Source organism: Pseudomonas sp. NPDC089741 (assembly GCF_044748825.1).
In the GTDB taxonomy this organism is placed as follows: domain Bacteria; phylum Pseudomonadota; class Gammaproteobacteria; order Pseudomonadales; family Pseudomonadaceae; genus Aquipseudomonas; species Aquipseudomonas helmanticensis.
The window spans coordinates 326,391-340,087 of sequence record NZ_JBIVGT010000002.1; the positions used below are offsets into that span (position 1 = coordinate 326,391).

Genomic DNA, 13,697 nt, shown 5'->3' on the forward strand with positions numbered 1-13,697 from the left:
GCTGATTGAAGGTTTTCATGAGCGCAGTACCACGCCGCTGTCGTCTTCCCACCACACGTAGACCTTGTCGTCCCAGGTCGGACGCGCGCCACGGCGTTCGGCGTTGGCCATGAACGACTGGACGATCTTGCCGCCGGGCAATTCGACGTAGAACACCGAGTGGCCGCCGAGGTAGGCGATGTCATGCACCTTGCCTTCGGACCAGTTGTAGCGGAACTCCGGCTGGGTGGTGCTGACGAGCATTTTTTCCGGACGGATCGCGTAGGTGACCGACTTGTCCTGCACCGAGGTGCTGACGCCATGACCGACGTAAATCTTTTGCTGCAGGTCCGGGCTGTGGATGATCGCGTGACCTTCAAGGTCTTCCACCACGGTGCCGTCGAAGGCGTTCACGTTGCCGATGAACTCGCAGACCATGCGGCTCACCGGGGCTTCATAGATGTCGATCGGGCTGCCGATCTGCGCGATCCAGCCGAGGTGCATGATCGCGATGCGCTCGGCCATGGTCATGGCCTCTTCCTGGTCGTGGGTCACCATCACGCAGGTCACGCCGACGCGCTCGATGATCTGCACCAGCTCCAGTTGCATCTGCGAACGCAGCTTTTTATCCAGCGCACCCATCGGCTCGTCGAGCAGCAACAGCTTCGGACGCTTGGCCAGCGAACGGGCGAGGGCGACGCGCTGACGCTGACCGCCGGACAGTTGATGCGGCTTGCGTTTGGCGTATTGGGTCATGTGCACCAGGCGCAGCATTTCATCGACACGGGCGTCGATTTCGCTGGCCGGCAAACGGTCCTGCTTGAGACCGAAGGCGATGTTCTGCGCAACGGTCATGTGTGGGAACAGCGCGTAGGACTGGAACATCATGTTGATCGGCCGCTCGTACGGCGGCATGTCAGTGATGTCCACGCCGTCGAGCAGAATCCGCCCTTCAGTCGGGCGCTCGAAACCGGCGAGCATGCGCAGCAAGGTCGATTTGCCCGAACCGGAGCCACCGAGCAGGGCAAAGATTTCACCCTGATGAATCTCCAGGGACACGTCATCCACTGCGGTGGTTTCGTCGAACTTCTTGGTGACGCGATCGACTTTCACCAGAACCTTTTTCGGTTGCTGATGACCCTCAAGAGCCTTCCTGTAAGTGCTGGAGGCGTTTGCCATGTGAAACTCCCAACATGTTTCAGTCGCCTGGCCAATGTGGCCGGGCTTAAGTGGATTGCAAGCCAGGAACAACCATCCCCCTCACACATGGCCTTGTAGGAGCTGCCGAAGGCTGCGATCTGTTGATCTTGTTTTTTACAAACAACATCAACAGATCGCAGCCTTCGGCAGCTCCTACAGGGGCCACATTTTCAGTGGGTTGCCCTGACTTGGTCGGCGCCGCCGTCCTGGCTGCCTGGGTCGTACTTGTTGTTATTACGGGTGTTGTCTTTCACGGATGACGGATGCGCAAAGGCACACCCGACATTCATGGGGGCAGTAAATCGTTATGTATTGCTGGCTGATGTCAGCGCTGGTTGCGCCGCGCCGCCCGTTGTCGGCAAGCCGCACCGAACGCCTGGAAAATCTTCAGGTAATTCGGGTTGTCGAGCACTTGCCATTCCGGGTGCCATTGCACGCCGAGGGCGAAGGTCGGGCTGTGCTCGACCGAGACCGCCTCGATCAATCCGTCCGGCGCCACCGCTTCGGCACGCAGGCCGGGCGCGAGGCGGTCGATGCCCTGGCTGTGAATCGAGTTGACCTGGAACTCGCCCGGCAACCCCAGCGCTTCGAACACACCGCCAGCGAGCACGGTCACCGCATGGGCCGGTGCGTATTGCACGGCCACGTCCGGGCTGTCGGCTTCACGGTGATCGAGCATGCCCGGCAGTTCATGCACCTTCTGATGCAGGCTGCCGCCGAACGCCACGTTCATTTCCTGGAAACCACGGCAAATGCCGAGCACCGGAACGCCCGCCGCAATGGCTGCACGCAATAAAGGAAGGGTGGTGGCATCCCGCGCCGGATCGTGATCCGTGCCGGGTGCGCTGGCCGGGCCTTGATAGTGGAAGGGTTCCACGTTCGAGGGCGAGCCGGTCAGCAGCAGACCGTCGAGTTGACCGAGCAGGTCTTCGATTTCAGTCAGGTTGCCAAGGGAAGGAATGACCACTGGCAGCCCGTTGGCGCCAACGCTGACAGCACGTAAGTACTTGTCGCCGCTGATGTGATAGGGGTGCAGGCCGATCTGTTTGACGCACGCAGTAACGCCGATCAATGGCTTGAATGCCATTTTTATTCACCTCGAAGTTTGACACTTGAACGAGCTTTTCCGGAGCTTAGCCTCGTTGATTTTAATTAACAACTGCCATGTAAAAAATTCTAAACGCCGTTCATCATATCTTCATGATTCTCGGGGCTCTGGCGCCTGTATTGGCACGCAAGTGTTAAAAAAAGCCCGAAAAATAAACCCTGAGCGGCCATCTGTTCGCTATTGACTTCACTTTGCCGTTCGGGTTGACTGGCTCGGCGAAACAGTAGTGAACATAATAATTAACAGCTAAATAGGTGCATCATGTCGGTCCCTCTGCGTACCGTTCAACTCAACGAAGCAAACGCATTCCTTAAGAAATATCCTGAGGTTTTGTACGTCGACCTTCTGATTGCGGATATGAACGGTGTGGTGCGCGGCAAGCGCATCGAACGCACCAGTCTTCATAAGGTTTACGAAAAAGGCATCAACCTGCCGGCCTCGCTTTTCGCGCTCGATATCAATGGTTCCACGGTGGAAAGCACCGGCCTGGGTCTGGACATCGGCGACGCTGACCGTATTTGCTATCCGATCCCCGGCACTCTGAGCATCGAGCCGTGGCAGAAGCGCCCAACCGCACAACTTCTGATGACCATGCACGAGATCGAAGGCCAGCCGTTCTTCGCTGACCCGCGTGAAGTGCTGGCCAACGTCGTGCGCAAATTCGATGACCTCGGCCTGACTATCTGCGCCGCGTTTGAACTCGAGTTCTATCTGATCGACCAGGACAACGTGAACGGTCGTCCGCAATCGCCGCGTTCGCCGGTGTCCGGCAAGCGTCCGGTATCGACTCAGGTGTACCTGATCGACGACCTCGACGAATACGTCGATTGCCTCCAAGACATCCTCGAAGGCGCGAAAGAGCAGGGCATCCCCGCTGACGCGATCGTCAAGGAAAGCGCCCCGGCGCAGTTCGAAGTCAACCTGCATCACGTGTCCGACCCGATCAAGGCGTGCGACTACGCAGTACTGCTCAAGCGTCTGATCAAGAACATCGCCTACGACCATGAAATGGACACCACCTTCATGGCCAAGCCTTATCCGGGCCAGGCAGGTAATGGTCTGCACGTACACATCTCGATTCTGGATAAAGAAGGCAAAAACATTTTTGCCAGCGAGGATCCCGAGCAGAACGCCGCGCTGCGTCACGCGATCGGCGGTGTGCTCGAGACCCTGCCCGCGCAGATGGCTTTCCTCTGCCCGAACGTCAACTCCTACCGTCGTTTCGGCGCACAGTTCTACGTGCCGAACTCGCCGTGCTGGGGCCTCGACAACCGCACCGTGGCGATTCGCGTACCGACCGGCTCGTCCGATGCCGTACGTATCGAACACCGCGTGGCCGGTGCCGACGCCAACCCGTACCTGCTGATGGCTTCGGTATTGGCCGGCGTGCACCACGGTCTGACCAACAAGATCGAACCGGGCGCGCCAGTCGAAGGCAACAGCTACGAGCAGAACGAGCAAAGTCTGCCGAACAACTTGCGCGATGCCCTGCGCGAGCTGGACGACAGCGAGGTGATGGCCAAGTACATCGATCCGAAGTACATCGATATCTTCGTCGCCTGCAAGGAAAGCGAGCTGGAGGAGTTCGAACACTCCATCTCCGACCTTGAGTACAACTGGTATCTGCATACCGTGTAAGCGGTTGTAGCGCCAAACAGAACGCCGTCGGCTGATTCAGCCCATGGCGTTTTTTTATGGCCAAACACAAAACCTGTGGCGAGGGGATTCAGCGAAACGTCGCACCGCCCCGTTCGGTTGCGAAGCAGCCCCAAAACCATCCCACTCGGTGTGTCAGGAATAACCAGTTCTCAGGGTTTACGACTGCTGCGCAGCCGAACGGGGCGGTGCGACGTTTCGCTGAATCCCCTCGCCACAGGGTACTGGCAGACAACACGGAACACGGCTCGTACAATGCCCGCTGCCCCGCAGGAGACTTCCATGACGCGACCCGCCCCCGTTCGCAAACCCCGTGCCCGCAGCCAGGCACGGATCGATTCGATACTCGATGCCGCACGCACGCTGCTGGCCGCCGAGGGCGTGGCGAGTCTGTCGATCTACAGCGTCGCCGAGCGCGCGCAGATTCCACCCTCCTCCGTGTATCACTTCTTCGCCAGTGTGCCGGCGTTGCTCGAAGCGCTGACGGCGGATGTGCACGCCGCATTCCGTGCCTGCCTGCAAGCGCCGATCGATCACGATGCCTTGCGCGACTGGCGTGATCTGTCACGGCTGGTCGAGCAACGCATGCTGGAGATCTACGGCGAAGATGCCGCTGCTCGCCAGTTGATCCTCGCGCAACATGGTCTGACCGAAGTGACGCAGGCTGACCGCCAGCACGACCTTGAGCTGGGTGACCTGATGCACAAGCTGTTCGATCATCACTTCGAGTTGCCGAGGCTGCCGGAGGATGTCGATGTGTTTGCCTTGGCAATGGAGTTGGGTGACCGGGTTTACGCGCGTTCGGTGCAGCAGCACGGGCAGATCACACCGCGCATGGCGGAGGAAGGGATGCGCGTGTTTGATGCCTATATCGGCCTGTATCTGCCGCCGTATCTGCCTAAACGCTGAGACATGATCGTTCCCACGCTCTGCGTGGGAATGCAGCCCGTGACGCTCCGCGTCACTGGACGCGGAGCGTCCCTAGAGGCATTCCCACGCGGAGCGTGGGAACGATCACATTGGAACGCAATCCCCTGTAGGAGCTGCCGAAGGCTGCGATCTTTTGCTCTTCAAGACACAAAAACCCCGAAGGGCTCACGCCCTCCGGGGTTGTTTTTTACTCACCGGCTTACAACTTGGCGATCGACACCTCGGTGGATTTCACAAAGGCAATCACTTCGCTGCCCACCACCAGTTCCAGCTCCTTGACCGAACGGGTGGTGATCACCGAAGTGACGATACCCGAAGCGGTCTGCACGTCGATTTCCGACAGCACGTCGCCGAGGACGATTTCCTTGATCGAGCCTTTGAACTGGTTGCGCACGTTGATGGCTTTAATAGTCATGGCATTGATTCCTGTCGTTGATAAAACTTGAGTTATTGCGCCCAACGCAATTGCGTAGGCAGGGGTGAAACAGGTTCCGGCTCCGGCGGTTCGCCAGGCAGGGACAAAACTCGGTTGAGCACTTCGGTTTCCAGCGCTGCGAGGCGATGCGAACCACGTACCCGTGGGCGCGGCAGGTCGACATGCAGGTCGAGGCCGACTTCGCCGTCCTCGATCAGAATCACCCGATCGGCAATCGCTACCGCCTCACTGACGTCGTGGGTCACCAGCAGCACGGTGAAGCCGTGTTGCTGCCACAGACGCTCGATCAGTTGCTGCATTTCAATGCGGGTCAGCGCGTCCAGTGCACCGAGCGGTTCGTCGAGCAACAGCAGGCGCGGTTGATGGATCAACGCCCGGGCCAGGGCGACGCGTTGCTTCTGCCCGCCGGACAGGGCTGCCGGCCATTCATCGGCGCGATCCGCCAAACCGACCGCGTCCAGCGCATCCAGTGCTTGCTGACGCCAGTTGCCCTTGAGCCCAAGGCCAACGTTGTCGATGATCTTTTTCCATGGCAGCAGACGCGCTTCCTGGAACATCAACCGGGTGTCTTCCCGTGCGTCACTGAGTGGCGCAGAGCCGGCGAACAGTTCACCACCAGTCGGTTGATCAAGCCCCGCGAGCAAGCGCAGCAAAGTACTTTTGCCACAGCCACTGCGCCCGACCACCGCGACGAATTGCCCCGCCGGAATATGCAGATCGATGTCACGCAGCACCTGCCGCGCGCCAAAGGTTTTCTGCAGGTTGCGCACCGCCAGCGGAATCCCGCGCAGCAGGCGTGGCGGTTGTTGAGCAGTCATGCTGCACCTCCTTTGGCAACCTGATAGGCCGGGTGCCAGCGCAACCACACACGTTCAAGTCCACGAGCGGCGAGGTCGGCGAGTTTGCCGAGCACCGCGTAAAGCAGGATCGCCAGCACCACCACGTCGGTCTGCAAAAACTCCCGGGCGTTCATCGCCAGATAGCCGATGCCCGAGCTGGCGGAAATGGTTTCCGCGACGATCAGCGTCAGCCACATAAAGCCCAGGGCGAAGCGCACACCGACCAGAATCGAAGGCAGCGCGCCCGGCAGAATCACCTGCCAGAACAGGCTGAAACCGGAGAGGCCATAACTGCGCGCCATCTCCACCAACGCCGGGTCGACGTTGCGAATGCCGTGATAAGTGTTGAGGTAGATCGGGAACAACGTGCCCAACGCCACCAGGAAAATCTTCGCCGACTCGTCGATGCCGAACCACAGGATAACCAGCGGGATCAGCGCCAGGTGCGGCACGTTGCGGATCATCTGCACCGAGCTGTCGAGCAGGCGCTCGCCCCACTTCGACAGGCCAGTGATGAAGCCCAGGACCAGACCGATGCTGCCGCCGATGGTGAAACCGAGCGCCGCGCGCCAGCCACTGATCGCCAGGTGCGTCCAGATTTCGCCGCTGCGCACCAGGCTCACGCCGGCTTCGATCACCGCCACCGGTGCCGGCAGAATCCGTGTCGACAACCAACCGGCCGACACCGACAACTGCCACACCGCCAGCAACAACACCGGCAACGCCCAAGGCGCGAGGCTGTGGATGAATTTCTTCATGGCGCGCCTCAGCTCTGCGACGCGGCTTTGGGAAGAATGTCGTTGGCGACCATCTCGCCGAACGGGCTGACATAACCGGCGCTTTTCGGCAGTTCCGGACGCTCGATGTCGAGGTGCGGGAACAGCAGTTCAGCGACGCGATACGACTCTTCAAGGTGTGGATAACCGGAGAATATAAAGGTGTCGATGCCCAGATCGGCGTATTCCTTCACGCGCGCCGCCACGGTCGGGCCATCGCCAACCAGGGCCGTACCGGCACCGCCGCGCACCAGGCCAACGCCGGCCCAGAGGTTCGGGCTGACTTCGAGGTTGTCGCGGCTGCCGCCGTGCAGAGCGGCCATGCGTTGCTGGCCGACGGAATCGAAACGCGCCAGCGAAGCCTGGGCGCGAGCGATGGTGTCGTCGTCCAGATGCGAGATCAACCGATCCGCCGCTTGCCACGCCTCGGCGTTGGTTTCACGGACGATCACGTGCAGTCGAATACCGAAGCGTACGGTGCGGCCAAGCTTGGCGGCTTTGGCGCGCACTTGTGCGATCTTCTCGGCCACCGCTGCTGGCGGCTCGCCCCAGGTCAGAACCATTTCCACTTGTTCGGCGGCCAAGTCTTGCGCCGCTTCCGACGAGCCACCGAAGTACAGCGGCGGACGCGGTTGCTGGATCGGCGGATAGAGCAACTTCGCGCCCTTCACGCTGATGTGCTGACCGTCGTAATCAACGGTTTCGCCTTCGAGCACACGGCGCCAGATGCGAGTGAACTCCACCGAGGCTTGATAGCGTTCTTCGTGGCTGAGGAACAGACCGTCGCCAGCCAATTCTTCGGGGTCGCCACCGGTGACCAGATTGAACAGCGCACGACCGCCGGACAAACGATCGAGCGTGGCTGCCTGCCGCGCCGCGACCGTCGGGGAAATGATCCCGGGGCGCAGGGCAACGAGGAATTTCAGGCGCTGGGTCACCGGAATCAGCGACGCCGCCACCAGCCACGAGTCTTCGCAGGAGCGGCCGGTGGGAATCAGCACACCACCGAAACCCAGACGATCCGCCGCTTGCGCGACCTGTTGCAGATAACCGTGGTCAACGGCGCGAGCGCCTTCGGCGGTGCCAAGGTAATGGCCGTCGCCGTGGGTAGGCAGGAACCAGAAGATATTGAGGCTCATGGAGTGGTCTCCTTGGGGATTCGAATTACAGCGCTTTGGCCACAGCGGCCGGTGGTGTCCAGATCACATCCTTGATGCTCAGTGGCTTGGGAATCAGCTTGAGCTGGTAGAACGTGTCAGCGATTTTCTGCTGCGCGGCGACCACTTCCGGGGTCAGGAACAGCGCGCCGTAGCCCTGGCGTTTCACCGAGGTCAGGGTGATGTCTGCCGGCAGGCCGAGCAGTGGCGCGACTTGTTGGGTCACGTCTTCAGGGTTGGCTTTGGACCACTCGCCGACGGCGCGCACTTCCTCAACGAGGGCTTTGATCACCTCAGGGTTTTTCTGTGCATAGGGTTTGGTCGCGAGATAGAACTGGTGGTTGTCGACGATGCCTTTGCCGTCGCGCAGGGTGTGTGCCTGCAGTTGTTTCTCGGCAGCGGCCTGGTACGGATCCCAGATGACCCAGGCGTCGACGCTGCCACGTTCGAACGCAGCGCGAGCATCGGCCGGCGGCAGGAATACGGTTTGAATGTCGGTGTACTTGAGACCGGCGTCTTCCAGCGCACGCACCAGCAGGTAGTGGACGTTGGAGCCTTTGTTCAGCACGACTTTCTTGCCCTTGAGGTCGGCCACCGATTTGATCGGCGAGTCTTTCGGCACAAGGATCGCTTCGCTGTTTGGTGCCGGCGGTTCGTAGGCGACATAGAGCAGATCGGCGCCGGCTGCCTGGGCGAAGACCGGTGGGGTTTCGCCAGTGACGCCGAAGTCGATCGAGCCGACGTTGAGGCCTTCCAGCAACTGCGGGCCGCCGGGGAACTCAGTCCATTGCACGTCGACGCCTTGGGCAGCCAGACGTTTTTCCAAAGTCCCTTTGGCTTTGAGCAGCACCAGCGTGCCGTACTTCTGATAACCGATCCGCAATGTCTCGGCTTGAGCTTGAGTGATGGCGCCGAAGGTGACAGCCGCAGCAAACAGAGCGACCAGACCACGACGCAAAAATACAGTGCGCATAGCGCTCTCCTTTTTTGCTGTTGGGTTTTGGCTGCACCTGCTTGGCCGTTAGCGGCGAAGTAAGGTGAGTTACATCAAGTTCTGGTGTGGCTTAAATGCTCCAGCGAGCACTCAGCAAACGTTCGTTCAACAAGCCCGGTTCCAGCGGCTTCGGCCGGCGCGCCATGGCGCCGACAAACTGATCCAGCGCTTCGTGCAGACGCTGCTCCAGCGCCGGTGCCAGTTGCGCCGCAGCACTGCCTTCGCCGTAAGCGATCTGGCTGTCCTCGGCGAAAATTCCCTGGAGCATTTCCTGGGCTTTCAGCGCCGAGAGCACAGGCTTGAGCGCGTAATCGACCACCAACATGTGGGCGATGCTGCCGCCAGTGGCCATTGGCAAAACAATCTTGTGGTTCAAGGCACGCTCTGGGAGCAAATCCAGCAGCGTCTTCAACGCGCCAGAGAAAGACGCTTTGTAAACCGGTGTGGCGATCAGCAGGCCATCGGCGTTTTCAATCTGTTGCAGCAGGTCGAGCACCTTCGGGCTGTCGAAGCGCGCGTGGAGCAAGTCTTCGGCCGGGAAGTCCCGAACCTGATAACTCACCACTTCCACCCCTTGAGCCTGCAACCAGCGTTGCGAGCGTTCCAGCAGCACCCCGGAACGGGAGCGCAGGCTGGGACTGCCACCGAGTGAGACGACCAGCATCGAGACAATTCCTTAAGCGTTACAGGCGATTCGCGGGTTGCGATCTCGCTTTGATGGGAGTGACCTTACCAGTTGATTTATATATCCATAAATCATATTTATTCATTTGGTTATGCGTTTAGGAGATATACGATTTACATTGTTCAGGACGAAAAAAAGGCCGTCGAAACGGCCTGAAATCCCCTGCTATGTGGATGCCTCGAAAAGATCGCAGCCTTCGGCAGCTCCTACAGAAAGCGGCGTACTCCTGTAGGAGCTGCCGCAGGCTGCGATCTTTTGATCTTAACGATTCGGCTGTGGCGTCAGGCGCAGATACGGCTTAACAGCCCGATAGCCCTTCGGAAAGCGTTGCTTGATCTCTTCCTCATCCTTCAACGAAGGCACGATCACCACCTCATCACCGTCCTGCCAGTTGGCCGGCGTGGCCACCTTGTAGTTATCGGTGAGCTGCAGCGAGTCGATCACCCGCAAAATCTCGTGGAAGTTGCGCCCGGTGCTCGCCGGATAGGTGATGGTCAGGCGAACCTTCTTGTTCGGATCGATCACGAACAGCGAACGCACGGTCAGTGTGTCGTTGGCGTTCGGGTGGATCAGGTCATACAGATCGGAAACCTTGCGATCGGCATCCGCCAGGATCGGGAAGTTGACGATGGTGTTCTGGGTTTCGTTGATGTCTTCGATCCATTTGTGGTGGGAATCCACCGGGTCGACCGACAGTGCAATGGCTTTGACGCCGCGCTTGCTGAATTCATCTTTGAGTTTGGCGGTGAAGCCCAACTCGGTGGTGCACACCGGGGTGAAGTCCGCCGGGTGGGAGAACAGCACGCCCCAGCTATCGCCCAGCCACTCGTGGAAACGAATCTTGCCGGCGCTGGAATCCTGTTCGAAGTCGGGGGCGATGTCGCCGAGTCTGAGGCTCATGGTGCTGCTCCTGATGAGTTGTTGGAGACCTCAACTGTAGCTCGGGATTTGCCATCATGAAAAAGAATAAATAAATAGATATCTAGACCTTAAAAGAATATTAAACATCTGTTCACTGGACGCTCGGCGGCATCCCGACGAACATCGGCCGCAAGGTTCGAGAAGGCCTTGAGTTGCTGTAAAGAGGGGAATTTCGGGACAGGCTTACGGGGGTGAGCCTGACTCGAAAACGTAAAAGCCCCGTCCGGCGCGATGCCGGACGGGGCTTTTTTTACATCAACGAATCGAGACGCGCTATTACAGCAGCGGGATCGAGTAGCTGACGATCAGGCGGTTTTCATCCTGGTCACGCTGACCTGGGATGTCGTTGCGCCAGGTAGCGTTTTTCCACATGAAGCCGAGGTTTTTCGCCGGGCCTTCTGGAATCACGTAGCCAACGGTGAAGTCACGTTCCCACTCGGAGCGGCCATTGCCGTTTTCACGACCGTTGGTGCCCACGGTGTCGATGTTATCGCCACGCAGGTAAACCATACCGGCGGTCAGGCCTGGCAGGCCGACTTTAGCGAAGTCATACGAGTAGCGTGCTTGCCAGGTGCGCTCGCCGGCACGGCCGAACTTCTGGATCTGCATGTCGGTGATGGTGTAGTTCGACGAACCGTCGCCCTGGTTCAGCCAAGGGAAGTCGCTGCTGCCGTTGGAAACCTGATAGCCGCCACCGAAAGTGTGACCTTCAACGGTGTACAGGAACAGGCCGCTGTACAGGTTGTTGTCGACTTTACCGCGACCGCTAGCGGTACCGGTGTAGTTACCGCTGCTGTAGTAAGCAGGGGTATTGCCGTTGGCGCCGTCGTCGGAGCTGTTGAAGTAACGCAGGTCAGACTTCAGCACGCCCGGGCCGATTGCCCAGTTGTGCACCAGACCCAGGAAGTGTTGCTTGTAGAAATCTTCCAGATTGCCGTAGTAGTACTGGGCAGTCAGGTCCTTGGTGATTTTGTAGTCACCACCGGCGTAGATGAACTTGTTGCTGTCGCGACCGCTGATGGTTGGGCTGTTGGCGCCACCGATCGACAGTTGCTCGTTGTTGCTGGAGTTACGACCTTTCACGGCTTCGATCTGGCCACCGACCAGAGTCAGGTCCTTGATGTCGCCGGAAGTGATCTGGCCACCCTGCCAGGTTTGTGGCAGCAGACGACCGTCGTTGGTGACGATGACCGGGTTCTTCGGCTGCAGAGTACCCAGCTTCAGTTCGGTCTGGGAGATCTTGGCTTTGGCAGTCAGGCCCAGGCTCGAGAAGTTATCAACAGCTTCGCCGTTGGACTTGCTCGGGAACACGGTGCCGCCGTAGGAAGTCGCAGTGGCGCCGTTGGTGCCGCCGCCCGAATCCAGCTTCACGCCCAGCAGGCCGATGGCGTCGATACCGAAGCCGACGGTGCCTTGGGTGTAACCGGAGATGAAACGCAGATCGAAGCCTTGGCCCCATTCTTCGTTCTTGCTCTGCACGCCCGAAGCGGTTTTGGCAGCGCTGTCGCGGTTGTCAGTGTTGATGTAGAAGTTACGCAGCCCCAAGGTGGCCTTGCTGTCTTCGATGAAACCGGCGGCGCCTGCCTGCTGCGCCAAAACCCCTACGGCCACAGCCAGGGCCAAGGTGGACTTGTTCATGTAAAGCTCCTCTCGTTTCTAATTTTTGTGTTCCTGGTCCTGGGTCTATTGCCCTGGATCCTAAGATGCGCGATTAGCGCCAGACCGTGACCGACAAGTCAATCGTAACCATGTATGTCTACGACCAAGGTCTAATCGCAGTGATTTGGTCCCTGCACAGTACTGATTTCCTGTTAACCCCAAAAAGAATTATTTCATTCTTTTTAATACTATTCGGGAATATGGCCTAGTAATGGCTACCCGCACCGGGATACAGGATATCGGCTACTAAGCTCATTCCTAAATGGTATTTGTGCGCCCTTTTTTAGATCGCTTAGCGTTGACGTATCCAAATCACGTCAATCCCTATCCAAAAGGCGACGCCATCATGGCCAAACGCGCACTATCTAGTCAATTTGTTACAGTTTGTGTGTCAGCGATGATTTCGTTCTCGGCCCAGGCTGCAAACCTCACGGTTGGCTACCAGACCGGTATCGACCCGAGCAAAGTCCCGCAGGCTGATGGCGTCTACGAGAAAACCATCGGCGAAAAAATCGACTGGCGCCGCTTCAACAGCGGCCCGGAAGTTGTGACAGCCATCGCTTCCGGCGACGTGCAGATCGGCAATCTCGGTTCCAGCCCGCTGGCCGCCGCCGCATCGCGTAATCTGCCGATCGTCGCGTTCATCGTGTCGGCTCAGATCAATGCGGCCGAAGCCTTGGTGGTGCGCAATGGCAGCGGCATCAATACCCCGCAGGATCTGGTCGGCAAGACCATCGCCACGCCGTTCGTTTCTACCTCCCATTACAGCCTGCTCGGTGCGCTCAAGCACTGGGGCCTGGACACCTCGAAAGTCAAAGTGGTCAACCTGCAACCCGCAGAAATCGCCGCCGCGTGGAAGCGTGGCGATATTGACGGGGCGTTTGTCTGGTCGCCCGCGCTGGGGGAAATCCGCAAGACCGGCAAGACCCTGACCGATGCGGCGCAGGTCGGTCAGTGGGGCGCGCCGACCTTCGAAGTGTGGGTTGCGCGCAAGGACTTTGCCGAGAAGCATCCTGAGGTCGTGGCCAAATTTGCCAAGGTCACTCTAGACGCGTTTGCCGATTACGCGAGCCATAAAGACCGCTGGACAGCCGACTCCGAGCCGGTACAGAAAATCGCCAAACTGACCGGTGCCAACGCCGCCGACGTGCCGGAATTACTCGCAGGCTCCACGTTCCCGGATGCCAAGGCACAGCAAACCACCGCGCTGCTGGACGGCGGCACGGCGAAGGCGATTGGTGAGACGGCGAAATTCTTGAAGGAACAGGGCAAGGTTGAAACAGTGCTGCCGGACTATTCACCGTATGTCAGCGCGAAGTTCGTGGCGCAATAAAAGCTTCGCGAGCAGGTCGAATCG

13 protein-coding genes are annotated in these 13,697 nt (G+C 59.2%); 3 read left to right on the forward strand and 10 right to left on the reverse strand.

Translation table 11 applies throughout. The annotated features are described in order from the left end of the window. Positions 1-15 precede the first annotated feature (15 nt). The gene (locus ACIPZE_RS03600) at positions 16-1,158 is read right to left on the reverse strand and encodes an ABC transporter ATP-binding protein (protein WP_400771432.1); all 1,143 of its coding nucleotides are present in this window, start codon (positions 1,156-1,158) and stop codon (positions 16-18) included. Between the two features lie 346 nt (positions 1,159-1,504). Beyond that, the gene (locus ACIPZE_RS03605) at positions 1,505-2,266 is read right to left on the reverse strand and encodes a gamma-glutamyl-gamma-aminobutyrate hydrolase family protein (RefSeq protein WP_400771435.1); all 762 of its coding nucleotides are present in this window, start codon (positions 2,264-2,266) and stop codon (positions 1,505-1,507) included. A 282-nt stretch (positions 2,267-2,548) separates the two neighbouring features. On the opposite strand from ACIPZE_RS03605, the gene ACIPZE_RS03610 reads away from it, so the two are divergent. Further along, a complete protein-coding gene (locus ACIPZE_RS03610; RefSeq protein WP_400771437.1) occupies positions 2,549-3,925 on the forward strand; it encodes a glutamine synthetase family protein in 1,377 nt (458 codons plus the stop codon). A 300-nt stretch (positions 3,926-4,225) separates the two neighbouring features. Beyond that, a complete protein-coding gene (locus ACIPZE_RS03615) occupies positions 4,226-4,852 on the forward strand; it encodes a TetR/AcrR family transcriptional regulator (protein WP_283438423.1) in 627 nt (208 codons plus the stop codon). Between the two features lie 220 nt (positions 4,853-5,072). Here ACIPZE_RS03615 and ACIPZE_RS03620 read toward each other — a convergent pair whose 3' ends face one another. The 8 genes from ACIPZE_RS03620 to ACIPZE_RS03655 all read right to left on the reverse strand — a co-directional run bounded on the left by ACIPZE_RS03620 (position 5,073) and on the right by ACIPZE_RS03655 (position 12,319). After that, a complete protein-coding gene (locus ACIPZE_RS03620; protein ID WP_003229256.1) occupies positions 5,073-5,288 on the reverse strand; it encodes a molybdopterin-binding protein in 216 nt (71 codons plus the stop codon). Positions 5,289-5,320: 32 nt separating this feature from the next. Next, positions 5,321-6,127, reverse strand: a complete 807-nt coding sequence (gene ssuB, locus ACIPZE_RS03625) for an aliphatic sulfonates ABC transporter ATP-binding protein (RefSeq protein WP_283438422.1) — start codon at positions 6,125-6,127, stop codon at positions 5,321-5,323. Next, positions 6,124-6,906: an aliphatic sulfonate ABC transporter permease SsuC gene (gene ssuC / locus ACIPZE_RS03630; protein ID WP_011336451.1), complete on the reverse strand. Its 783-nt coding sequence runs from the start codon at positions 6,904-6,906 to the stop codon at positions 6,124-6,126. Before ssuC ends, ssuB begins: the two co-directional genes overlap by 4 nt. A gap of 8 nt (positions 6,907-6,914) precedes the next feature. Further along, positions 6,915-8,063, reverse strand: a complete 1,149-nt coding sequence (gene ssuD, locus ACIPZE_RS03635; RefSeq protein WP_018928626.1) for an FMNH2-dependent alkanesulfonate monooxygenase — start codon at positions 8,061-8,063, stop codon at positions 6,915-6,917. 25 nt (positions 8,064-8,088) lie between these two features. After that, positions 8,089-9,054, reverse strand: a complete 966-nt coding sequence (locus ACIPZE_RS03640) for a sulfonate ABC transporter substrate-binding protein (RefSeq protein WP_053124845.1) — start codon at positions 9,052-9,054, stop codon at positions 8,089-8,091. A gap of 91 nt (positions 9,055-9,145) precedes the next feature. After that, the gene (gene ssuE, locus ACIPZE_RS03645; protein WP_007913832.1) at positions 9,146-9,739 is read right to left on the reverse strand and encodes an NADPH-dependent FMN reductase; all 594 of its coding nucleotides are present in this window, start codon (positions 9,737-9,739) and stop codon (positions 9,146-9,148) included. Between the two features lie 282 nt (positions 9,740-10,021). Next, the gene (locus ACIPZE_RS03650; RefSeq protein ID WP_283438421.1) at positions 10,022-10,660 is read right to left on the reverse strand and encodes a peroxiredoxin; all 639 of its coding nucleotides are present in this window, start codon (positions 10,658-10,660) and stop codon (positions 10,022-10,024) included. A 297-nt stretch (positions 10,661-10,957) separates the two neighbouring features. After that, a complete protein-coding gene (locus ACIPZE_RS03655) occupies positions 10,958-12,319 on the reverse strand; it encodes an OprD family porin (RefSeq protein ID WP_129395975.1) in 1,362 nt (453 codons plus the stop codon). A gap of 367 nt (positions 12,320-12,686) precedes the next feature. Here ACIPZE_RS03655 and tauA point away from each other — a divergent pair, with 367 nt between their 5' ends. Then, positions 12,687-13,673 carry a taurine ABC transporter substrate-binding protein gene (tauA, locus tag ACIPZE_RS03660; protein WP_400771443.1) on the forward strand — a complete coding sequence of 329 codons (987 nt, stop codon included), beginning with the start codon at positions 12,687-12,689 and terminating at the stop codon, positions 13,671-13,673. Positions 13,674-13,697: the final 24 nt, after the last annotated feature.